We start from the raw sequence: 21009 nt of genomic DNA, 5'->3' as shown, positions 1-21009 counted from the left end.
GTCAAAGGCTATGACCGGTCGCCTCCAAACAGATCAGGACGAGTGGCCAGATAGGCATCAAGGGCCTCGAGCGCACGGTCCGTATAGGCCTGGTAGCGGTCGCGCTTGCTGTGGCGCTTACCATCCTCGAGTGGCGGCACCAGGCCAAAGTTGACATGCATGGGCTGATAGCCCACGGTGGCAGGATCGGTCGCATAGCCCACGAGCGCACCCAGGGCACCCACACGCGGCAACTCGACGCCCGCGGCACCGATAGCCTCGGCATAGGTGTTGAGCGCCGCGAGCAGACCTGTCGCCACGGCTTCCATGTACCCCTCGGTGCCGGTGATCTGACCGGCCAGGCGCACACCGGTACCGGGCACGGCGAAGGTGCCATCGAGCACGTGCGGGGCGTCGACAAAGGTATTGCGGTGCATGACACCGTAGCGGAAGAACTCAGCGTTCTCCAGGCCCGGCACCATATGGAAGACGCGCTTCTGCTCGCCAAAGGTCAGGTTGGTCTGGAAGCCCACCAGGTTATAGGCGGTCTTCTCCTTGTTCTCGGCGCGCAGCTGGATCGCCGCCCAGGGGCGACGTCCGGTACGCGGGTCGGTGAGGCCGACGGGCTTCATGGCGCCAAAGCGAATGGCGTCCTTGCCGGTGCGCGCAACTTCCTCGGCAGGTTGGCAGGCCTGGAACAGATCGCCGCCCTCAAAGTCTTTGAGCACCACGCGGTCGGCCGTGGTAAGTGCCTCGATAAAGGCCTCGTACTCCTCCTTGTTGAGCGGAGCGTTGAGATAGTCGCCGCTCCCCTGCTCCTCGTAGCGCGACTGCGAAAACAGCACGTCCATATCGAGCGTGGAGGCATCGACGATCGGCGCCGCGGCATCGAAGAACGCAAGGGCGTCGCCACCGACGAGCTTCATGACCTCTTCGCTCAGCGCCGGTGAACACAGCGGGCCCGCGGCAATGACCACGTGGCCCTCGGGAATCTGCGTGACCTCGCCGTGCGCGACCTCGATATTGGGACGGGCGGCAACCTCGGCCTCGACAAGCTCGGAAAACTTGACGCGGTCGACCGCCAGGGCACCGCCGGCGGGAACAGCCGCGCGATGGGCGCAATCGAGCAGGACTGAACCCATGCGCTTAAGCTCGGCCTTCAGCAAACCAGCCGCGGAATCCGGACGGGTCGACTTAAACGAATTGGAGCAGACGAGCTCTGCCAAGTGATCGGTATGGTGAGCCGGGGAGCTAACCTGGGGGCGCATCTCGCACAGCTTTACGGCAAAACCGCGGTCTGCCAGCTGGATCGCGCATTCCGAACCCGCCAGACCGCCACCGATAACCGTCACCTGATCGAACTGCATCTGCAAACACCTTTCTAATTGACACGTTTTCCATTGTGACCGAAGGGCGTCTGGGCGTGAAGGGCAAACTTGGAGGGCGCATACCTTCCATCCATCATGCGCTCGATAAGGCCCTCGAGTTCAAGCGAACCCAAGAGTTTGAGTACGCCGACAGCATCGAGCGCGACGAGCGCCGCGATGTCGTCGACCTTGAGCGGAGAGGCGATGAGCGCATGCATCACGGTCTGCTGTGTTGGATCCAGGTCGGCAATGCCGGGAGCATCGGGGCGCGAGTAGCGCAGGGTGCCGTAGATGCGTGAGATAGCCATCTCGATAGATTCCTCGTCGATGATGCAGCAAGCACCGTTCGCAATGAGGTAATTCGTGCCACGCGACTCGGGCGATAGGATCGACCCCGGCACGACAAGAAGTTCGCGCCCCAAATCCATAGCAGCCTCGGCTGTAGAAAACGTCCCGGAAGGCATACCCGCCTCGGAAACAAAGAGGGCTTGCGACAGGGCCGCGATCACGCGATTGCGGCGCGGAAAGGCAAACTTGCGCGGACCCATGCCCCACGGAGAGATCGACACGACCGCGCCACCCGTATCGAGCGTGCGCTTAATAAGCCCCGCGCTCGAACGCGGGTAGACCACGTCGGCGCCCGTCCCCAGCACCACGACGTGTTTGCCGCCGGCGTTGACCGCAGCCCAACCCGAGGCCTGGTCACAACCGACCGCGCCGCCCGAAACTACCGTCACTCCCGCCTCGACCGCCACCTTTGCCGCAAGCTCTGCCACGGCAAGACCATACGGCGAGGCCTTGCGCGCGCCGATGATGGAGAGCGCGGGCGTCGAAAGCACCTCGGGGTTGCCGCGCACATAGAGCGTCTGGGGTACATCAGAAAGCTCCAAAACGGTCTCGGGATACAACGCATCACCTGGATGCAGCTCGTAGGTCCCCTCGGCCATCATTGGTCCCTCCTTCCCTGGTACATCGCTGCCTCGAGCACGTGGTCATGCGTCACTTGCTCGCTCTCGGCGACGTCGGCGATTGTACGCGCGATACGCACCAGTCGCACAATGCCGCGACCCGTGAGATGTGTGCGCTTCGACAGGCCGAGCACACACTTCTCCGCCGCATCATCGAGCTCAAAGGTCGAAACGACGCCGTCAATGGACCGTGTCTCGTCATCCTCGGCCTCGGCATCCGCATCGTCCATACGGGATTCGCGCCAAGCGCGAAAAGCGCGACCGCGCACAACGTAGTCACGTAACTCGGCAGACGACATACCCTCCGCACCCTCGATAATCACTTGGGGGTCGGGACGGGTCACATCGATCATCATGTCGATACGGTCGGCCAAAGGACCGCGCAGTTTAGACCGATAGCGCTCGACCATCGCCGCCGAGCAGCGACACGGCACCTCGCGATCACCCAAGAAGCCGCAGGGGCAAGGGTTACTCGCAGCCAGCAGCTGAAAGCGCGACGGGAAGGTAAAGGCCCCGTCGACGCGTACGATCCTGACGTAGCCGCGTTCGATGGGCTGACGCAGCGTCTGCAGCACACCCGTGGGAAACTCAGCAAGCTCGTCCAAAAAGAGCACGCCGCCATGAGCCAGGCTGATCTCACCCGGATGCACCGGGCGCCCTCCGCCAATGAGGCCAGCCGTTGATATGCTGTGATGGGGACTTCGAAACGGCCGATGACCTGCCAATAAGCCATCGATGTTCTCACCCAAAACCGAATGGATGCACAGCGCTTCCTGCTGGTCCTCAACGGAAAGCTCGGGCAGAATGCCGGTCATACGGCGCGCGAGCATGGTCTTACCCGAACCGGGCGAGCCGATCATGAGCAGGCCGAGCTCGCCGGCGGCCGCAAGCGCCATGCCGCGTTTAGCGACTTCCTGCCCCAGCACATCGGCATAGTCGAGTTCGGGCTCAAAGGTCGTCTCAACACCCTCGGAATCCAGATAATGACGCACGGCATCGCCCATGCCGCGAGCAAGCTGAGACAGATGATCGATAAAGCCGCAATCAACGCCCGCAAGCGGCACATGCTGATCGGACCTGCCGGCGATAAAGGACAGCCCCATGTCACGAGCCAGCAGCTGAAACGCCACCTCGCCCTTGACGGGAAGCACCGTACCGTCCAAGCCGAGCTCACCGGCGATAAGGCAGCGATCGAGGTTGTCACGGGGAATCTGCCCATCGGCCGCCAACACCGCGATGGCGATGGGCAGATCAAAGCCGCTACCGGTCTTGCGAATATCGCCGGGCGCCAGATTGACCGTAATGCCCGAGCGCGGGATCTCGAACCCGGCGGAGCGCATCGCACAGCGAATACGACCGCGTGACTCCATCACCTCCATACTCGGAATGCCGAGCATCTGAATACCCGGAACGCCGCCGGCAAGCGAGACCTCGACCGTGACGGGAATTGCCTCGACGCCGCGGATGCAGGCCGCGTGAACGGCAAACGTCTCGAACGCCATCACGACACCTGCCAATCGAATGCGTTGTACTGATGCTCGATCTCGGCGATATGCCCGCCGCGAATGGTGACACCCACGGCATCGAAGCGAATCGCCTTGAGCGGATAATGCTCCATGAGATAGCAACTTGCGATGCGGCGGTAGCGGCGTTGTTTTTGGGCGTCCACGGCCTCCTCGGGAAAGACCCGCGTGTTGCAATCCAGTGCGACGCGTCTGGTCTTGACCTCGGCCATCACCACGACATCGTCGAGCTCATCGAGCAGCACCAGATCGGCCTCGCCCTCGGTGCAACGATAACCCTGCTCCAGCAAGGTGTAGCCGCGCTCGTTAAAGTAGTCGATGGTGATCAGCTCGCCCAGCATGCCCAGCTCGCGGGGACTGAGTCCCTTGATAAACTCGGGCGTCATCGCCCCGCAGTCGAGCTCGCCGTTTTCCCAACGCTCCTTGAGCTGCTGCGTCTTGCTCTTTTTGATTGCGGCACTCATGGGGTCTCCTTTCCCGCACGCTGCATTGCCCCGATGATGAGGGCACCTTTCATGCGGGTAAGTACCGGAAGCAAACCAAAAGCTGACCAAATGCCGTCAAAAAACGGGCCGTACGCAGCAATGGTGTTGCATACGGCCCGCTACCAGCAGGTTTATAAAACCCCTGAGGTCCCTGTCTCCACAATTGACCTAGAAAAGGCGCTCAGTCTGCAGAAAGTTTCCGCAAAAGCTCACGCGGTGCAGTGGACAAAGTCCATGTTTGCGAATGGCCTCGATATGCTCGGGGCTTGCATAGCCCTTCGACTCGGCCAGATGGTACTCGGGATACTCGGCGTCGTACTCGACCATCATCTCGTCACGCGTGACCTTGGCCATGATGGACGCCGCGGCGATACAGGCGATCTTGGCATCGCCCTTCACCACGTCGCGCTCGTTGGGAACGGCGCCCAAGGGGTTGCCATCCATGAGGACGCAGTCGGGTTCAAGTCCCGTATCGGCCACGGCGCCCGCAACGGCGGTACGGATAGCACGGGCCATGCCCATTTCATCGATATCCTTCGGCGCGATATGGCAAAAACCGATTGCCGTCGCCACCTCGGCAATCTTCACCGAGAGCAACTCGCGGCGCGCGGGCGTGAGCTTTTTGGAATCGTTGATACCCCAGACGCGCGGCTCCATAGGAAGACAGACGGCGCATACCGTCAAAGGGCCGGCCACCGATCCGCGACCTACCTCGTCGACACCAACGACCACCCCATCGCCGCCAAGCTCATGCATAAGCTCGTACATGTCATTGACGCGCTCGCGCTCGGCAAGCTCTTTGTCATGGCGTTTGAGGGCGCGTTCACAAGCCTTGATCACCTGCTGGCGCGGGTCCTCGCGATAATGCTCCACGAGGGCGGGGATCTCCTCAAACGTAGCGCTCGCCAACTCACCGGCAACCTGCGATGCCGAAACCGAGCTCGTCATGTTGGCCATACCAGGCCCTCCTTGCATGCAAATCAGATAAAAAGAAGGGCCACCCGAAGGTGACCCTTGTGTCCAAACGAGTGGACAGACGCTGCGATCTTCTTAGCGCTTCTCGGGGATGCGAGCAGCCTTGCCCACCTTGTCGCGGAGGTAGTACAGCTTGGCGCGACGGACGCGACCATGACGGACGACCTCGAGCTTGGCGATCTTGGGGCTGTGAAGCGGGAAGGTACGCTCAACACCGACACCGAAGGACATCTTGCGGACGGTGAAGGTCTCGCGGGCACCGGCGCCGGCCATGCGGATGACGTCGCCCTGGAAGACCTGAATGCGCTCGCGGTCGCCTTCCTTAATGCGGTAGTGAACCTTGACGTTGTCGGCGACGCGAACCTGAGGAATGTCCTCGCGGATCTGCTGACGCTCGATTGCGCGGATGTAATCCATGTGCAATTCCTTACTCTTCTAGAGGTGCCGTACCACCTTGGCCGGCACGTAGTTGAACAAACGTATTCGAGTATACACGCGCGGGTTTCTGCTGCAAGAACATTTTTTCACGCAGACAAAAAGACAAAACCCGCACATGATAACCGCCCGTCTCACGAATGAGACGGGCGGTATGAAGGGGGACTATGCCAGGCGTCGATGCGCAGGGCGCTAGGCGTTGCGCTTGGCCTCGAGCTTGGCCTGAGCGGCAGCCAGACGCGCCAGGGGCACGCGGTAAGGCGAGCAGGACACATAGTCCACATCGGCCACGTTAAACAGGCCCTTGATGGACTTGGGGTCGCCGCCGTGCTCGCCGCACACGCCAAAGTGCATGCCAGGGTTGGTGGCGCGACCCTTTTCGACGGCCATGCGCACGAGCTCCAGCACCGCCGTATCGATGGTCTCGAAGGGGTTGTCCTTCAGGATCTTCTTGTGCAGGTACAGCGGAATGAACTTAGCCTCGGCGTCGTCACGCGAGAAACCGAAAGTCGTCTGCGTGAGGTCGTTGGTGCCAAAGCAGAAGAAGTCGGCGTGCTGCGCGATCTCGTCGGCGACCATGCAAGCGCGCGGCAGCTCGAGCATCGTACCCACGGGAATGTTGAGCTCGACACCTTCCTCGGAGGAGACCTCGGCGATCACGCGCTCGATGACCTCGCGAGTCTGAACGTGCTCGGCCGTAATGGAAACGAGCGGGACCATAATCTCGGGACGCGGGTCGACGCCTTCCTTGATAAGGCGGGCGGCAGCCGTTGCCACGGCACGGACCTGCATGAGCGGCAGGTCACCGAAGACGACGGACAGGCGCACGCCGCGCAAGCCCAGCATCGGGTTGGACTCGACCATGCCGTCGATACGACGCAGGCGGGCACGCAGGGCGGCAAGCTCTTCCTCGCTGGCGCCGGCGGCCTCCTTCTTGGTGATGGCGACCTCAAGCTCACGCGGATCGTCAAGGAACTCGTGCAGCGGCGGATCGAGCAGACGCACGACCACATCGCGACCGGACATGGTCTTGAACATCGCCAGGAAGTCCTCGGTCTGGACCTTGAGCAGGTCGGCCAGGGCCTGCTGCTTTACGGCCTCGTCATCGGACAGGATAAAGCTCTGGATGATGTTCTTGCGGTCGCCCAGGAACATATGCTCGGTGCGGCACAGGCCGATGGCCTCGGCGCCAAACTCGAGCGCGAGCGCGGCATCCTCGGGGTTGTCGGCGTTGACGCGCACGTGGTTGGCGTGGCCGCAGGTCTCGTCCAAGCGAATCTCGTCGGCCCAGGACAGGATGGTGTCCAGGTCGCCGGTGAGCTCGGCCGAAACCAGGTCGACGGCGCCGTCGACGACGATGCCCTGGGTACCGTCGATGGAGATGACATCACCCTCGCGCAGCACGCGGTCGCTGCCCTCGATGTGCACGACCTTCTCGGCAGCGTCGATATGGAAGCGCTCGACACCGCAGACGCAGGGCGTACCCATGCCGCGGGCGATAACGGCGGCATGGCTCGTCTTGCCGCCATGGCTGGTCAGGATGCCCTCGGCGGCGACCATACCCTTCAGGTCATCGGGGTTGGTCTCCCAACGAACCAGAATGACCTTGTGACCCTCGTTGGCGCGCGCGACGGCGTCGTCACTCGAGAACACGACCTCGCCCACGGCGGCACCGGGGCTGGCGTTAAGGCCGCTGGCCAGGGCCTCGTACTTCTTGGAGGCGTCGAACTGCGGGTGCAGGAGCTGATCGAGCTGCGCGGGATCGATGCGGCTCACGGCCTCCTCGCGGGTGATGAGGCCCTCCTCGACCATCTCGATAGCGATGCGCAGCGCGGCGGTAGCGGTGCGCTTGCCCACGCGAGTCTGAAGCATCCAAAGTTTACCCTGCTCGATGGTGAATTCGATATCGCACATGTCGCGATAGTGATCCTCGAGCGTCAGGAACACGCGCTCGAGCTCCTCACCTGCAGACTCGAGGCCCGGGGTAGTCTTGAGGTCGGCGATGGGCTCGGTGTTACGGATGCCGGCGACGACGTCCTCGCCCTGGGCGTTGACCAGAAAGTCGCCGTAGAACTCCTTGGTGCCGTCGGCCGGGTTGCGCGTAAAGGCGACGCCGGTCGCAGAGGTCTCCCCCTTGTTGCCAAAGGCCATGGCCTGGACGTTGACGGCAGTACCGAGCTCGTCGGAAATGCCGTGCTGCATGCGGTAGATGCAGGCGCGCTCGTTCATCCAACTGCCAAAGACGGCCTGGATGGCAAGGCGCAGCTGAAGCTCAGGATCGTACGGGAAGACGGGCTTGCCGTCGGCGACCTCGAGCTCGGGATACAGGACGGCCTCGACGTTCTCGGAGAAGATGCCCTTAAAGGTCTCGACGAGCTCCTGCAGATCCTCGGCCGAAAGCTCGGAATCGACACGAACGCCAGCGACCAGGCGGGCCTGGGTCAGGGCGTTCTCGAATTGATCGGCATCGACGCCCATGACGACGTTGGAGAACATCTGGATAAAGCGACGGTAGCTGTCCCAGGCAAAGCGCGGGTTCTGCGTCTGCGCGATAAGGCCCTGGACGGAATCGTCGTTGAGGCCCAGGTTGAGGACCGTGTCCATCATGCCGGGCATAGAGAACGGAGCGCCCGAGCGAACCGACACGAGCAGCGGATCGGAGGCATCGCCGAGTTTCTTGCCGCAACGGGCCTCGAGGTCCGCCTCGGCAGCAACGATCTCATCGAGTGCGCCTTCGGGCCAGACGTTGCCGGCACCGGAGTACTCGACACAGGTCTGGCAGGTAATGGTAAAGCCACCGGGAACCGGCAGGCCGATACGGCTCATCTCGGCAAGGTTAGCGCCCTTGCCACCAAGCACGAAGTTCATGGATTTGTCGCCCTCAGTGACACAGGTGCCCTGGGCGTCGGTTCCAAAACGGTAAACCCTCTTGCAATCGCTCACGATACTTCCCCTTCCATGCACTTACGCGCACGACCGTGGTAACGAATCGACCCGCCGAATGCGAGCCGTGAGGGTACTATACGGCGGGTTTTGGGCGGGCTTGCGCAGAGGGCGCGGGGGTTGGTAAACGTGGTAAATATGGCGGTAAACGGTAGGTAAAGTTGGTTACCTTATGAAGATACCAATGCAAGATGCTTGCAGGTCAAATGCTAGTTTATTGCTAAATCGCTTTACCAATATCGTGCATTATTTTTAGGTAGTCTTTTAGAGACGGGCATTTTTAGCTACCCCAATAAGCTAGCTTTGCTGGGCTCGGCGGGCGGCGCGGCGGGCACGGGCATCTTGGATTTCCTCCAAGTGGCTAATGATCTCGGCAGCGCTTTCCTCGATGGCTTTGCCGTCGGTACGCACCACAAAGCAGCCTAAGCGCTTCATGAGAGCACGAGCTTCCTCAAGCTCGCCGCGCACGCTCTCGGGCTCGGCATAGGAGCCGGCAACGGCACGGGCGTAGTCATCGCCCAAGCGGCTATCGCGAATTTCGGAAATCACATCGACGGTCGAAATCAGGCCGAACAGGTGCATCGGGTCAACCTCGTAAATCGACTTGGGCGGCTCCATGCCATGCGCCAGTGGGACATTGGCGACCTTGTAGCCCTGATAGGCTAAATACATCGACAGCGGCGTCTTGGATGTACGCGACACACCCAGCAGCACGATATCGGCACCCGACAGATCGTCGCAACCACGACCGTCATCGTGCTCAACGAAATACTCCATGGCCTCGATACGATGGAAATAGCGGTCATCGGTCTTGTGAATCACGCCCGCAACGCACTTGGGCGGCACACCGATGAGCGACGACAGCACGGCAAGCGTCGGGCCGATCAGGTCGACCGAACGGATATGCAGCATACCCAGGTAATCGAGCACGCGGGCGCGAAGCGCCGGATCGACAATGGTATGGAACACGGCGACATCGCGATGGTCAGCATCGACGCGCGGCCCCACAAATGACTTGACCTGCTCCACGGAGGTCACCTTGGGCAGGCGCAAAACGCGAAAAGCCCCTTCATCAAATTGCCCGGACGCCGCAAGCACCACCTCACAAGCGGTATCGCCGAGCGAGTCGGAGATAACGATAACGGTGGGACGAGCGGTGACCGGGCAATCCATGCGGGGCTCCTTTTGCGCTTATGCGCAGGCTGGCTTACTTTTTGCGGGCAAGCTCACCGATGTTGGCAATGCCGGAGAAAACGGCCTCGAAGCGGTTGAGCAGCTTAAGGCGATTATCGCGAAGCTGCTCGTCCTTGTCCATGACCATGACCTCATCGAAGAAACGGTCGATGGGCGCGCGCAGGGCGGCGAGGGCGGCAAATGCGGCCGGGTAGTCCTCGGCAGCAAGGGCGGCGTCAACGGCAGTCTGAGCGGCCTCGGAGGCGTCGGCGAGAGCAAGCTCGGCATCGCCCATCAGGCTACGGTCGTACTCCGCACCCAGCTCGGGCTTGGAGATATGCGCGGCGCGGGCATAGGCGGTGGCCAGGTTATCGAAGGTCTCGGCGTCGTTCTTGCGGGCCTCGTCGAGGGCGGCGCAGCGGGCGAAGAAGACGGACGGGGCAATGATGTGCACCGCGGAGACGGCGGCAACGGTATCGGCCGGGATCTTCTCGTCGCGGGCCATGCTCACCAGGCGGCCATGGAAGAAGTCGCGAACCTGCTGGGCGACCTCGGCGGCGTCGAACTCAATGCCCTGCTCACTGTAGAGCTCAAGGGCGAAATCGATCAGCGACGTGGGATCGATCGGCAGACGGTCGCGCAGGATGTTGATGATGCCGATAGCGGCACGACGCAGCGCGTAGGGGTCGGAGGAGCCGGTCGGGGGCTCGCCGATGGCAAAGATACCGGCGATGGTATCGAGCTTGTCGGCGCAGGCCACGATGCAGCCAGCGGTGCCCTCGGGCAGCTCGTCACCGGCAAAGCGGGGACGATAGTGATCGCGAATGGCATGAGCGACCTCGTCGTTCTCCCCCATCGCGCAGGCGTAGTAACCGCCCATCACGCCCTGCTGGCTCGTGAACTCGATGACGGCGTTGGACACCAGGTCGGCCTTGCACAGGTGCGCGGCGCGAGCGGCATCGGCAGCCAGATGGGCGCCCAGATGGGCCTCGCGGGCAATAGCGAGCGCGAGCTGCTCAATACGCTCGGACTTGGCGAGCACGCTACCGAGCTTCTCCTGGAAGGCAACCTTGGCCAGGCGCTCACGGAACTCGTCGAGGGAGATCTTCAGGTCCTCCTCGTAGAAGAACTTAGCGTCGTCCAGACGGGCGCGCACGACGCGCTCGTTGCCGTCGATCACGCGCTCGGCGTTCTCGGGCTTGCTGTTGGAGACGACCACGAACTCACGCGTCAGCTTGCCCTCGCCGTCATAGATCGGGAAGTAGCGCTGGTTGGTGAGCATGGACTCGCAGATGATCTCGTGCGGGACCTTGAGGAACTCCTCGTCGAAGGTACCGACGAGCACCGTCGGCCACTCGCAGAGGTTGATGACCTCTTCGAAGACCTTCTTGGGCGTATCGACATGGCAGCCGGGACGGGCAGCCTCGACCTCGGCGATACCGGCGAGGATGGCCTCACGACGACGCTCGGCAGAAAGCACGCCGGCATCCTCGAGCACCTGCTCGTAGACGGCGGGGCTGGCAACCACATGGTCACCAGGGCCAAGTACGCGATGACCGCGCGTGGTGTTGCCGCTCGTCACGTCGGCAAACGACACGGGCACAACATCCTCGCCCAGAAGGCAGCAAATCCAGCGGACCGGACGCACGAACGTCGCGTGCTCGTGACCCCAGCGCTGGGAGCGGTAGTTGGGCCACTGCAGGCCGGTGATGGTCTTCTCGCACAGAGCGGTCAGAATCGGCGTAGCCGGTGCGGAGGGAATGTTCTTCTCAGCAAAGACGTACTCACGGCCGTCGGTGTCCTCGCGACGGACCAGATCCTCGGCAGCCACACCGCACTTGCGAGCGAAGCCCTGGGCGGCCTTGGTGGCGTTACCGTCAGCGTCGAAGGCAATGTTGGCCGCGGGGCCACGCTTGACCTCGTGAACCTCATCGGTCGCGGTGGCGACGTCGGCAACGAGCACAGCCAGGCGACGCGGGCTCGAGATCACACGGACCTCGCCGTGGGCCAGGCCGGCATCGTCCAAACCCTTGACGATCATGGTGCCGAGCTGCTTGACGGCATTGTTCAGCGGCGCGGAGGGCATCTCCTCCGTACCGATCTCAAACAGGAAATCCTTAGCGTCTGCCATGGCTTACGCCACCTCGCCTTCCTGATCGGCATTCTCGTTGACTCCGGCGACCTCGGCCATGTAGGCCTCGCAGCACGCCTTGGCGACGGCGCGGACGCGCAGGATGTAGTTGGCACGCTCGACTGCGGACAGGGCGCCACGGGCATCGAGCAGGTTGAAGGCATGGCTGCACTTCATGACGCAGTCGTACGCCGGCAGCGGCAGTTTGCGCTCCAGGCAGGAGTGGCACTCGGCCTCGTAGTCGTCAAACTTCTGACGCATCATCTCGACGTTGGCGACCTCAAAGTTATAGGCACTGAACTCGCGCTCGTTCTCGAGGAACACGTCGCCGTAGGTCATGGGCGTGCCGTCGGGCAGATAGCTCCACACCAGGTCGTAGACGGAGTTGACACCCTGGGCGTACATGGCGATACGCTCCAGGCCATAGGTGATCTCGACGGGCACGGGATCGACCTCGATGCCGCCCACCTGCTGGAAGTACGTAAACTGCGTGACCTCCATGCCGTTGAGCCAGACCTCCCAGCCAAGGCCCCAGGCGCCCAGGGTCGGGCTCTCCCAGTCGTCCTCGACAAAACGGACGTCATGGTCGTTGGGGTCCAGACCGATAGCGGCAAGAGACCCCAGGTAGAGCTCCTGGGCGTTGACCGGCGAGGGCTTGATGAGCACCTGGAACTGATAGTAGTGCTGCATGCGGTTGGGGTTCTCGCCGTAGCGGCCGTCGGCGGGACGGCGGCAGGGCTGCGCATAGCAGGTGCGCCACTCGGCGGGACCGAGCGAGCGCAGCGTGGTCGCGGTATGGAAGGTACCGGCACCGACCTCGGAGTCATAGGGCTGCATAATGACGCAGCCCTGCTCGCCCCAGTACTGCTGGAGGCGCAGGATGATGTCTTGGAAGGAAAGCGATGAAGCGTTCATGCCTCTAATATCCCCTCGTCGAAACGATTACACGGTTAGGTACTGTACTATAGCGGTTTTTAGTCGATAGCGCCGATACGGTTGAGCGGCCAGTAGCGCACAAGCGCCACGGCGATCAAGTCGGAGCGGTCGACCGGGCCAAAATAGCGGGAGTCAGCAGAGTTCTCGCGGTTGTCGCCCATCACCCACACGCACCCGTCGGGAACGGTGTAGGGATAGCTCACCTGAGCGCCAGGGGCCTGGACCGAAAGCGGCCAGCTCATGCCGGTCGTATAGTCCTCATCGAGCGCCTGGCCGTCGACGACGACCTTGCCGTCCTGAAGGTCGACCGTCTGGCCGGCCGTGGCAATAACTCGCTTGACGAGAACATCGTGCTCGGAGGTGCCATCGGGGTTGTGGAATACCACAATATCGCCCTGTTTAACGGGCTGACCGAGCTCGAGGCTCACCTTTTGCGCCAGGATCTGATCGCCAATCTCGATCGTGGACTCCATGGAGCCGGTAGGCACCACAAAGGGTTCAACCACAAATGAGCGAACCAAAAAGGTGGCGACCAGTGCAATCGCGACGACCACGATCCACTCAAAGGCACCCTTTAGCACGGAATGCTGCGATGGAACCATTCTCACTCCTCGCTCTGTGAATACGACGCGTCCAGAATCTCTTGCGCGAATGCGCGCTCCTCGGGCGTAAGGCGCGCCGTCTCGATCAGGTCGGGACGCCAGCGGCAGGTTCGCTCGATGGCATTCTTGCGGCGCCAGGCATCAACCTTGGCATGATCGCCGCTCACGAGCACCGGAGGCACACCCTCGCCATTGAACTCGGCGGGACGGGTGTACTGCGCGTACTCGAGCAGGCCACCGTCCTCGGCGGTCGAGAATGACTCATCGACGTTGCTCATCTCGTCACCAAGGGCGCCGGGAATCAGACGCACGACGGCGTCGGCAACGACCATAGCGGGAAGCTCGCCGCCCGTGAGCACGTAATCGCCGATCGACAGGCGCTCATCGGCATACGCGTATGCGCGCTCGTCGACGCCCTCGTAGCGACTGCACACAAACAGCAGGCGCTCGCTTTTGAGCAGGCGCTCGGCCACATGCTGCGTAAAAGGCTCGCCACAGGGGGTAAAGAACACCACAGTGGGCTTGGGACCCTCTGCGCTAATGGCCTCGATGGCCTCGGCGATAGGCTCGACCTTCATGAGCATGCCCTGCCCGCCGCCATACGGCTCGTCATCGACGGTGCGATGGCGGTCGTGCGTCCAGTCGCGCAGGTTATACGCCTTAAAATCAAAAAGGCCGGCCTTGCGGGCGCGGCCCAAAATCGATGTGGACATGACGGGCTCAAACATCTCGGGAAAGACCGAAAGGGTCTCAATCAGCATGTTGTCCTCCCTACTTGTCCATATCGATCAGGCCGTCCATAACGTGGACGGAAATTGTTCCTGTGTCGGGAAGATCGAGCACAACCTGCTCGATCACGGGAATCAGTACCTCGCCGTACCGATCACCCTCGACAACCCAAACATCGTTAGCGGGCGTCGACACGATCTCGACGATCGTGCCGAGCGAACCGAAGCGCTCGTCGACCACCTCGCGACCCATCAGGTCGGTATAGGCGGCGTCGAGTGAATCGAGCTCAAAATCGTCACGATTTGCCAACACATAGCATCCCGTGATGCCCTCGGCGGCCGTCAAGTCGTCAATGCCCTCAAACGAGACCAGATCGCCATCGCCCGTATCGGTGACGGACACGACCGTGCAAAAGCGGTCGCGCTTGAGCGCCGGCGGCGTCAGGGCGACGCGCATACCCGGCTCTAATACAGAAGGAAGCCCCCGCAGCGGCTGCGCGAGGACCTCCCCCTTCCTTCCGTGCGGCTTGACCACACGGGCGATGTTTTTGTACTGGGACCTCAAGGTCCTAGCCCAGAACCTCTACCTCGACAGCAGTGTCGAGGCGAGCGGCCAGTGCACGGGCGAGCGTGCGAATGGCCTTGATGGTACGGCCACGACGGCCGATGACCTTAGCGACGTCATCCTCGGCGACAGAAACCTCGATCGTAGAGGCGTCGTCACCATCGATGACCTCAAGGCTCACGGAATCCGGGTCGTCGACGATCTGAACAACGAGATATTCGACGAGATCGGCGATGCGATCTGAGAGCATTGCCTCACCCTCGAGCTGTGCAGCGTCAACCTCAGGCACGATTTACTCCTCGGCGCCCTCAGCGGCCTCAGCGGCAGCCTTAGCGGCCTCGGCCTCTTTGGCGAGCTGCTTCTTGGACTTCTTGACGACGGTCTCGGTCTTCTCGCCCTCGTTGGCGGCCTTGACCAGAGCGGCGACGGCGTCGGTGAGCTGAGCGCCCTTGGACTGCCAGTCGGCGATCTTCTCGAGGTCGAGGTTGATGGTCTTGGGGGCGGTCATCGGGTTGTAGCGGCCAACCTCCTCGATGATACGACCGTCACGCGGGGCGCGGGAATCGGCGACGACGACACGGTAGTACGGACGCTTCTTAGCGCCGTGACGAGCAAGGCGAATCTTGACTGCCAAAGGAAACTCCTCCAACCAAGCAGCTTTAGGCTGCAACTACAAACAAACAGTTGAACATAATACGCCATCGACGCGGGCAGGTGAAGTCCGTGAGACCAACTTCTTCGGTGTAGTCGAGGGCAAATCCATATCTTAGACAAGAATTCGGGATTTGCAAGCACATACACGCACCCCACATGAGCTGCGCGGTATACTCATGACATGGAAAGACGCGAACATACATACGGTTATGAGGATGCCATGGGCGTCACGCCGCCCCCCTGGACGGGTCCGGCGGTGGGCCTCATGGACCTCGATGCGTTTTTTGCGAGCGTGGAGATGCTCGACCACCCCGAGTGGCGCGGAAAGCCGCTCATCGTGGGCGGAGACGCCGATTCGCGTGGCGTCGTGTCCACGTGTTCGTATGAGGCGCGTCGCTTTGGCGTGCACTCCGCCATGGCCTCGGCCGAGGCGCGGCGCTTGTGCCCGCAAGCCATTTGGACGCACGGGCACTTTGATCGCTACCGCGAGGTGAGCGCGCAGGTCATGGCAATTCTTGCCGAGGAGACGCCGCGCGTTGAGCGCGTATCCATCGACGAAGCCTTTATCGATATCACACCGGGTCGCTTTGCGCCCGAAGACCCGCTACTGGTTGCGCGGCGTATAAGCGACCGCGTGGCAGCGCTGGGAGTGACCTGCTCCATTGGCGTGGGCTGCAACAAGACGGTCGCAAAGATCGCAAGCGAGCGTGATAAGCCGTTTGGGCTGACCATCGTGCGCCCCGGAACCGAGCAGCGCTTTTTGGCCGCGCTGCCGGTATCTGCCATGAGCGGCATCGGGCGCTCGGCCGAGGAGCGACTGCGCCGTATGCGCATCTACACGCTCGGCGAGCTGTCACGCGCGCCGGAATCCACCTTGGCCTCTATTTTTGGCGTCAACGGCGAACGTATGCGTCAGCGTGCGCTGGGACTTGAAATCTCCGAAGTCACGAGTCTCGATGAAGAGCGCGAGGTTAAATCGGTGAGCAATGAGCGCACCTTTGCGAAAGATTTGACTGAGCGCAGGGACATCGAAGCGGCGATTGCGCTGTTGGGCGAGTCAGTGGGACGCCGCCTGCGCCGTCAGGGACTGACGGGCGCCACGGTGACGCTCAAGCTCAAGTATTCGTATGGAAGCGGTCGCTCGGCACAGCGCCGGCTGCCTCATCCGACCGACGATGAGAACATCTTTGTGGCGGTGGCGCTCGAGCTGCTCGACAACATCTGGCAGGAAGGCATGCATGTGCGCCTGGCGGGCATCGGCATGAGCGACTTCGATCATCAGGGCGGCATCCAGACCGACCTGTTCTGTGAAGTCGATGATCGCGGCGCCCAATCCAGCGACCGTCGCGACCTCTCAGTCGCTATCGACGCCGTCCGAGACAAGTTCGGCGACACTGCCCTATCCTTCGGCCGCCAATCCCGCTTCAACGATTAGTCCCTATGACAAAAAGAAAGCCGGGCAGCTGCGAATGATGCAACTGCCCGGCGAACGGTAGAGGTTAGCTAAAAAGCCCGTCCCAAATGAACTACTAGAGGAGGTCGAGGGGAAGCTGGGGGGCGTCACCCCAGAGCTTTTCAAGGCGGTAGAAGTCGCGGGCTTCGGGAGTGAAGACGTGGACGACGACCGAGCCGTAGTCCATGAGCATCCAGATCTTCTGCTCGCGGCCCTCGATGGAGAACGGATGCTCGCCGCAAGCCTCGGCAACCTTCTCCTCGATCTCGTCGACAATCGAATCGACCTGGCGGTTGTTGGTACCGGTGGCAAGCACAAAGTAGTCGCACACGTCGGAAAGCTCGCTCAGGTCGAGCACCTGCACGTCCTCGCCCTTCTTGTCGTAGGCGGCCTGCGCGGCGGCGCGGGCGACATCCTCGGCGGCGACACCGCTCGCGGACAGCGAGGCGGCGGTGCGGTCGGACGTGGCAACGAAACTCTTGTGCTCCACACCTTCAAGAATCTGCTCGTCAGTCATGGTCTCGTCGGCCATGGAATACCTCTTTCTAGACACACCCGAGCTAGCGCAGCTGGGCGTAATGGTTGTAAATCGTAATAGCCGTGGGATAAAGATAGCGCCCGGACTGGATCACAAAGACCAGACCCTGCGCAAAACAGGAGAAGAACAACTCATCGAGCGAGGACTTCCCCACCATCTTGCGCAGCGCATGGGCATAGTCGCCGTGACGGTTGGGCTCGATGGCATCTGCCACAAAGACCACCATATCGAGCGGCGTCATGTCGCAGGCACCCACGGTGTGACGGTCGACAGCCTGGAAAACGGCCGGCGACAGCTCGGGGAAAAGCTGCGGAAGCTCATAGGCGGCAACGGGGCCATGCAAAAGCGGCGTCGCGGCGGAAGGAGAGCCGGCAACCTTGATGCCATAGTGAAGCGCGCGGGCCACGAGCTCGTCATCGGAAAGAACCTTGTCCCAGTCGTGAACTAAGCCGGCGGCAGCCGCATCAAAGCGGTCAACGCCGTAGACCTCGGCCAGATGAAGTGCGGTCTCGGCAACACCCAGCGAATGCACATAGCGCTTGCGCTTATCTTTCATGCGAACATCGAGCAGCTCTTGAATGCGCTTGAGCAGCGCGCGCTCATCGCCCTCAAACTGATCCTCTACCGACAACGTAGCCCCCATCACTCAAAATCTTCTTGGCCCAAATCGGCATACAGCCTGCGCTTGCGAATGTAGCCGAGCACGGACTCGCTCGTAAGATAGCGCACGCTCATGCCGCGGGCAACTCGCTTACGAATGTTCGTCGAGCTGATCGCCAGCGCCGGAATCTGAATATAGCGCACATCGAACGGCAGCCCCGACTCTTTGATTCGGGCACGCGCCGTATCGATATCAAAACCCGGTCGCGTCGCCGCAATAAAGGTAGCAAGCTCAGCAATTCGCTCGGCATCATGCCAGGTCACAATATCAATAATCGCGTCGGCGCCCGTAATAAAGTAGAGCTTTACCTGCGGCGGGTAAAAGTCGCGAAGGGCATGAAGCGTATCGGCAGTATAGGTCACGCCCGGACGGTCGATCTCGAAACGGCTCGCCAAAAAAGCCGGATTCGCGGCGGTGGCGAGAACCGTCATGGCATAACGGTCCTCAGCAGGCGTCACCGGCTTGTCAAGCTTAAAGGCGGGAGAGCCGGCCGGCATAAAGAGCACAGCGTCCAAGTCGAGCGACTCGCGCGCCTGCTCGGCAGTCACCAAGTGCCCGTAATGAATCGGGTCGAAGGTGCCGCCCATAATGCCAAGCCGAAACTCTTTGCCCTCTTTTATGGGCAGCTCGGGCAAACCGATTCCACCGCGCAGCGACATGGCTTACTCGCCCTCCGAGGTCTCGGCATCGTCCGCGGCATCCGCCGCATCGACAACCTCGACGTCATCATCCGGAGCATCGGTCACGTCAAGGGCCTCAACGGCAACGTCCTCGCCAGCGTCCTCGAGCTCCTCGTACTCCGAGAAGTCCTCGGCGCCCTCAAAGTCAAAGGCGCGCTGGCAAATGCGGACCTCGTCGCCCGCACGGCAGCCGGCCTTCTCGAGCGCATCGTCGACACCCATGCGCGCAAACTTATGCTGCAGGTAGATGACGGCTTCCTCGTTTTCCCAATCGGTCTGGATGACCATGCGCTCAATCGCGCGACCAACCACACGGAAGGCACCGGGCTCTTCCTGGACAATGCGGAAACGCTTCTCGCGCTGCAGACGGCGGCGCTCCCACTCCTCGTCGCGAAGATCGACTGGCTCATCAGAGACCGCCAGCTCGGCTCGCAGCTTAGCCACCTGCTCGCCCACGGCAAGCATCAGCGTGTTGAGGCCGGCGCCCGTCACGGCGGACACGGCAAAGAACATATGTCCATCGTCGAGCGCGGCGCGCTTAAGGTCGGCAATCTTGTCGGCCGTGCCCGGCGCATCGCACTTGTTGGCGACGACGATCTGCGGACGCTCCGAAAGCTCGGCGCCATACTGCTCGAGCTCACGGTTGATGATGCGGTAATCCTCAACCGGGTCGCGATCCTCAAAACCGCCCGTCATGTCGACGACATGCATGATAAGGGCCGTACGCTCAATGTGGCGCAGGAACTGGTGGCCTAGGCCCTTGCCCTCGCTCGCGCCCTCGATCAAACCAGGAACGTCGGCAACGACGTAAGAATACTCACCGGCACGCACCATGCCGAGGTTCGGCACGAGCGTTGTAAACGGATAGTCGGCGATCTTGGGACGGGCGGCACTCATGCGCGCGATAAGCGAGGACTTGCCCACCGAGGGGAAGCCCACGAGTGCGGCATCGGCCATAAGCTTCATCTCAAGCTCAATCCAGTGCTCCTCGGCCGGTTCGCCCAGCTGAGCGAACGCGGGCGCGCGGCGCACCGACGTCACAAAGTGCGTGTTGCCCAGGCCACCGGCACCGCCGGGCGCCACGACAACGCGCTCGCCATCGTGCACCAGATCGGCAATCTCGAACATCGGGGTCTGCGTCTCGGGGTCGAGCTCGCGCACCACGGTGCCCATGGGAACCTTCAGGATCAGGTCCTCGCCGCTCTTGCCGTTACGACGGGCACCCTGCCCGTGCGTGCCGCGTTCGGCGCGGAAGTGATGCTTAAAGCGGTAATCGATCAGCGAAGACAGCTGAGCATCAGCCTGGATGACGACATTGCCGCCACGACCGCCGTCGCCGCCATCGGGGCCGCCCTTGGGGACAAATGCCTCGCGCCTAAACGACATGCATCCGGCTCCGCCGTCGCCGCCGCACACGTTAATGCGGCTGATATCGGTGAACTGTGACAACAGAATCGCCTCCTACAAAAAGAGGGAGACCCTTGAATCCTAAAACTCAAGTGCCTCCCACATATGTGCTCTATGAAGGGTGAATTACGCGTTCGCGAGCGGGCGTACGCTGACCCTGTGCTTGATACCCTTGTGGAACTCAACGGTACCGTCGACCAGCGCGAACAGCGTATCGTCCTTGCCACGGCCAACGTTCTCACCCGGGTGGATGTGAGTGCCGTGCTGACGGACGAGAATCGTGCCCGTGGTTACCGTCTGGCCGGCATAGCGCTTCGTGCCAAGGCGCTGACCGCGGGAGTCACGGCCATTACGGGAGGAACCGAGTCCTTTTTTGTGTGCCATTGTGTATACCTACTCTTTCGTTACGAGTGTAATCTACTCGGCGACGGGAGCCTCGGCAACAGCCTCGGCCTCTGCCTTGACAGCCTTCTTGGCGCGGGACGTAGCCTGGACCTTCACGATCTTCAGCTTGGTGAGCTGCTGACGGTGACCCTTCAGACGACGATAGCGCTTACGCTTGTGGAACTTGAAGACCAGCTGCTTCTCGCCCTTGAACTGCTCAACGATCTGAGCGGTAACCTTGGCCTTGGCCAGCTTGTCGGGATCGGTGACGATCTTCTTACCATCGTTGAGGAAGATGACCGGCAGGGTGACCTTGTCGCCCTCATTGCCCTCGATCTTCTCGACGGTGATGACATCGTCGGTGGCGACCTTGTACTGCTTGCCGCCCGTGTTAACGATTGCGTACATGTTTACTTGCCCTT

Annotated in this window: 22 protein-coding genes; 1 reads left to right on the top strand and 21 read right to left on the bottom strand. The window is 61.8% G+C overall.

Annotated elements, in window-relative coordinates:
- Positions 1-8 precede the first annotated feature (8 nt).
- From trmFO to rpsP, 15 genes are all read right to left on the bottom strand, one after another.
- Positions 9-1346, bottom strand: coding sequence for a methylenetetrahydrofolate--tRNA-(uracil(54)-C(5))-methyltransferase (FADH(2)-oxidizing) TrmFO (gene trmFO, locus PMX72_RS00525; protein WP_271729010.1), 1338 nt, complete (start codon positions 1344-1346; stop codon positions 9-11).
- Between the two features lie 14 nt (positions 1347-1360).
- The gene (locus PMX72_RS00520; RefSeq protein ID WP_334203757.1) at positions 1361-2296 is read right to left on the bottom strand and encodes a DNA-processing protein DprA; all 936 of its coding nucleotides are present in this window, start codon (positions 2294-2296) and stop codon (positions 1361-1363) included.
- The gene (locus tag PMX72_RS00515) at positions 2293-3816 is read right to left on the bottom strand and encodes a YifB family Mg chelatase-like AAA ATPase (protein ID WP_271729012.1); all 1524 of its coding nucleotides are present in this window, start codon (positions 3814-3816) and stop codon (positions 2293-2295) included. The genes PMX72_RS00520 and PMX72_RS00515 overlap by 4 nt, the downstream gene beginning before the upstream one ends.
- Positions 3816-4301 (bottom strand): YraN family protein, encoded by a 486-nt coding sequence (locus PMX72_RS00510; RefSeq protein WP_271729013.1) that lies wholly within the window; start codon positions 4299-4301, stop codon positions 3816-3818. Before PMX72_RS00510 ends, PMX72_RS00515 begins: the two co-directional genes overlap by 1 nt.
- A 189-nt stretch (positions 4302-4490) precedes the next feature.
- Positions 4491-5279, bottom strand: a complete 789-nt coding sequence (locus PMX72_RS00505) for a ribonuclease HII (protein ID WP_089573411.1) — start codon at positions 5277-5279, stop codon at positions 4491-4493.
- A 93-nt stretch (positions 5280-5372) separates the two neighbouring features.
- The gene (gene rplS, locus PMX72_RS00500; RefSeq protein ID WP_006236098.1) at positions 5373-5714 is read right to left on the bottom strand and encodes a 50S ribosomal protein L19; all 342 of its coding nucleotides are present in this window, start codon (positions 5712-5714) and stop codon (positions 5373-5375) included.
- A 210-nt stretch (positions 5715-5924) separates the two neighbouring features.
- The gene (ppdK, locus tag PMX72_RS00495; protein WP_271729014.1) at positions 5925-8675 is read right to left on the bottom strand and encodes a pyruvate, phosphate dikinase; all 2751 of its coding nucleotides are present in this window, start codon (positions 8673-8675) and stop codon (positions 5925-5927) included.
- Positions 8676-8972: 297 nt separating this feature from the next.
- Positions 8973-9848, bottom strand: coding sequence for a pyruvate, water dikinase regulatory protein (locus PMX72_RS00490; RefSeq protein WP_271729015.1), 876 nt, complete (start codon positions 9846-9848; stop codon positions 8973-8975).
- Positions 9849-9882: 34 nt separating this feature from the next.
- A complete protein-coding gene (gene glyS, locus PMX72_RS00485) occupies positions 9883-11979 on the bottom strand; it encodes a glycine--tRNA ligase subunit beta (protein ID WP_117773537.1) in 2097 nt (698 codons plus the stop codon).
- A gap of 3 nt (positions 11980-11982) precedes the next feature.
- The gene (locus PMX72_RS00480; RefSeq protein ID WP_006236091.1) at positions 11983-12894 is read right to left on the bottom strand and encodes a glycine--tRNA ligase subunit alpha; all 912 of its coding nucleotides are present in this window, start codon (positions 12892-12894) and stop codon (positions 11983-11985) included.
- Positions 12895-12953: 59 nt separating this feature from the next.
- Positions 12954-13517, bottom strand: a complete 564-nt coding sequence (gene lepB / locus PMX72_RS00475) for a signal peptidase I (RefSeq protein WP_271729016.1) — start codon at positions 13515-13517, stop codon at positions 12954-12956.
- A 2-nt stretch (positions 13518-13519) separates the two neighbouring features.
- Positions 13520-14278, bottom strand: coding sequence for a tRNA (guanosine(37)-N1)-methyltransferase TrmD (trmD, locus tag PMX72_RS00470; RefSeq protein ID WP_118270381.1), 759 nt, complete (start codon positions 14276-14278; stop codon positions 13520-13522).
- A gap of 10 nt (positions 14279-14288) precedes the next feature.
- Positions 14289-14810 (bottom strand): ribosome maturation factor RimM, encoded by a 522-nt coding sequence (gene rimM / locus PMX72_RS00465; protein WP_271746112.1) that lies wholly within the window; start codon positions 14808-14810, stop codon positions 14289-14291.
- Positions 14811-14814: 4 nt separating this feature from the next.
- A complete protein-coding gene (locus PMX72_RS00460; protein ID WP_171021534.1) occupies positions 14815-15060 on the bottom strand; it encodes a KH domain-containing protein in 246 nt (81 codons plus the stop codon).
- Positions 15061-15102: 42 nt separating this feature from the next.
- The gene (rpsP, locus tag PMX72_RS00455) at positions 15103-15444 is read right to left on the bottom strand and encodes a 30S ribosomal protein S16 (RefSeq protein WP_022094749.1); all 342 of its coding nucleotides are present in this window, start codon (positions 15442-15444) and stop codon (positions 15103-15105) included.
- 201 nt (positions 15445-15645) lie between these two features.
- Between rpsP and dinB the strand changes: the two genes are divergently transcribed.
- On the top strand, positions 15646-16899 hold the full coding sequence (dinB, locus tag PMX72_RS00450) for a DNA polymerase IV (protein ID WP_271729018.1): 1254 nt from the start codon (positions 15646-15648) through the stop codon (positions 16897-16899).
- Between the two features lie 94 nt (positions 16900-16993).
- Here dinB and rsfS read toward each other — a convergent pair whose 3' ends face one another.
- The 6 genes from rsfS to rplU form a co-directional block, all read right to left on the bottom strand.
- The gene (gene rsfS, locus PMX72_RS00445) at positions 16994-17449 is read right to left on the bottom strand and encodes a ribosome silencing factor (RefSeq protein WP_271729019.1); all 456 of its coding nucleotides are present in this window, start codon (positions 17447-17449) and stop codon (positions 16994-16996) included.
- 28 nt (positions 17450-17477) lie between these two features.
- Positions 17478-18011: a bis(5'-nucleosyl)-tetraphosphatase (symmetrical) YqeK gene (gene yqeK / locus PMX72_RS00440; protein ID WP_271729041.1), complete on the bottom strand. Its 534-nt coding sequence runs from the start codon at positions 18009-18011 to the stop codon at positions 17478-17480.
- 86 nt (positions 18012-18097) lie between these two features.
- Positions 18098-18775, bottom strand: a complete 678-nt coding sequence (gene nadD / locus PMX72_RS00435; protein WP_117637231.1) for a nicotinate-nucleotide adenylyltransferase — start codon at positions 18773-18775, stop codon at positions 18098-18100.
- A 3-nt stretch (positions 18776-18778) separates the two neighbouring features.
- Complete coding sequence (gene obgE / locus PMX72_RS00430) at positions 18779-20245, bottom strand: GTPase ObgE (protein ID WP_271729020.1); 1467 nt, start codon at positions 20243-20245, stop codon at positions 18779-18781.
- An 84-nt stretch (positions 20246-20329) separates the two neighbouring features.
- Positions 20330-20587 carry a 50S ribosomal protein L27 gene (gene rpmA / locus PMX72_RS00425; protein WP_006236075.1) on the bottom strand — a complete coding sequence of 86 codons (258 nt, stop codon included), beginning with the start codon at positions 20585-20587 and terminating at the stop codon, positions 20330-20332.
- A 33-nt stretch (positions 20588-20620) separates the two neighbouring features.
- Complete coding sequence (gene rplU / locus PMX72_RS00420; protein WP_035138585.1) at positions 20621-20995, bottom strand: 50S ribosomal protein L21; 375 nt, start codon at positions 20993-20995, stop codon at positions 20621-20623.
- Between the last annotated feature and the right edge of the window lie 14 nt (positions 20996-21009).

Origin of the sequence: Collinsella aerofaciens, from assembly GCF_028207065.1 — a bacterium.
Lineage (GTDB): Bacteria > Actinomycetota > Coriobacteriia > Coriobacteriales > Coriobacteriaceae > Collinsella > Collinsella aerofaciens_AR.
This window is presented reverse-complemented; position numbering and strand designations above follow the sequence as displayed.

What these genes read in the sequence shown, in the direction of transcription:
- nadD (WP_117637231.1), bottom strand. Translation starts at nt 18,775, where the DNA reads ATGTCGCTGCGCGGTGGAATCGGTTTGCCCGAGCTGCCCATAAAAGAG.
- lepB (WP_271729016.1), bottom strand. Translation starts at nt 13,517, where the DNA reads ATGGTTCCATCGCAGCATTCCGTGCTAAAGGGTGCCTTTGAGTGGATC.
- yqeK (WP_271729041.1), bottom strand. Translation starts at nt 18,011, where the DNA reads ATGAAAGATAAGCGCAAGCGCTATGTGCATTCGCTGGGTGTTGCCGAG.
- trmFO (WP_271729010.1), bottom strand. Translation starts at nt 1,346, where the DNA reads ATGCAGTTCGATCAGGTGACGGTTATCGGTGGCGGTCTGGCGGGTTCG.
- PMX72_RS00480 (WP_006236091.1), bottom strand. Translation starts at nt 12,894, where the DNA reads ATGAACGCTTCATCGCTTTCCTTCCAAGACATCATCCTGCGCCTCCAG.
- PMX72_RS00515 (WP_271729012.1), bottom strand. Translation starts at nt 3,816, where the DNA reads ATGGCGTTCGAGACGTTTGCCGTTCACGCGGCCTGCATCCGCGGCGTC.
- PMX72_RS00460 (WP_171021534.1), bottom strand. Translation starts at nt 15,060, where the DNA reads ATGCTCTCAGATCGCATCGCCGATCTCGTCGAATATCTCGTTGTTCAG.
- trmD (WP_118270381.1), bottom strand. Translation starts at nt 14,278, where the DNA reads ATGCTGATTGAGACCCTTTCGGTCTTTCCCGAGATGTTTGAGCCCGTC.
- rsfS (WP_271729019.1), bottom strand. Translation starts at nt 17,449, where the DNA reads ATGGCCGACGAGACCATGACTGACGAGCAGATTCTTGAAGGTGTGGAG.
- glyS (WP_117773537.1), bottom strand. Translation starts at nt 11,979, where the DNA reads ATGGCAGACGCTAAGGATTTCCTGTTTGAGATCGGTACGGAGGAGATG.
- PMX72_RS00505 (WP_089573411.1), bottom strand. Translation starts at nt 5,279, where the DNA reads ATGGCCAACATGACGAGCTCGGTTTCGGCATCGCAGGTTGCCGGTGAG.
- dinB (WP_271729018.1), top strand. Translation starts at nt 15,646, where the DNA reads ATGGAAAGACGCGAACATACATACGGTTATGAGGATGCCATGGGCGTC.
- PMX72_RS00490 (WP_271729015.1), bottom strand. Translation starts at nt 9,848, where the DNA reads ATGGATTGCCCGGTCACCGCTCGTCCCACCGTTATCGTTATCTCCGAC.
- rplS (WP_006236098.1), bottom strand. Translation starts at nt 5,714, where the DNA reads ATGGATTACATCCGCGCAATCGAGCGTCAGCAGATCCGCGAGGACATT.
- rplU (WP_035138585.1), bottom strand. Translation starts at nt 20,995, where the DNA reads ATGTACGCAATCGTTAACACGGGCGGCAAGCAGTACAAGGTCGCCACC.
- PMX72_RS00520 (WP_334203757.1), bottom strand. Translation starts at nt 2,296, where the DNA reads ATGATGGCCGAGGGGACCTACGAGCTGCATCCAGGTGATGCGTTGTAT.
- rpmA (WP_006236075.1), bottom strand. Translation starts at nt 20,587, where the DNA reads ATGGCACACAAAAAAGGACTCGGTTCCTCCCGTAATGGCCGTGACTCC.
- PMX72_RS00510 (WP_271729013.1), bottom strand. Translation starts at nt 4,301, where the DNA reads ATGAGTGCCGCAATCAAAAAGAGCAAGACGCAGCAGCTCAAGGAGCGT.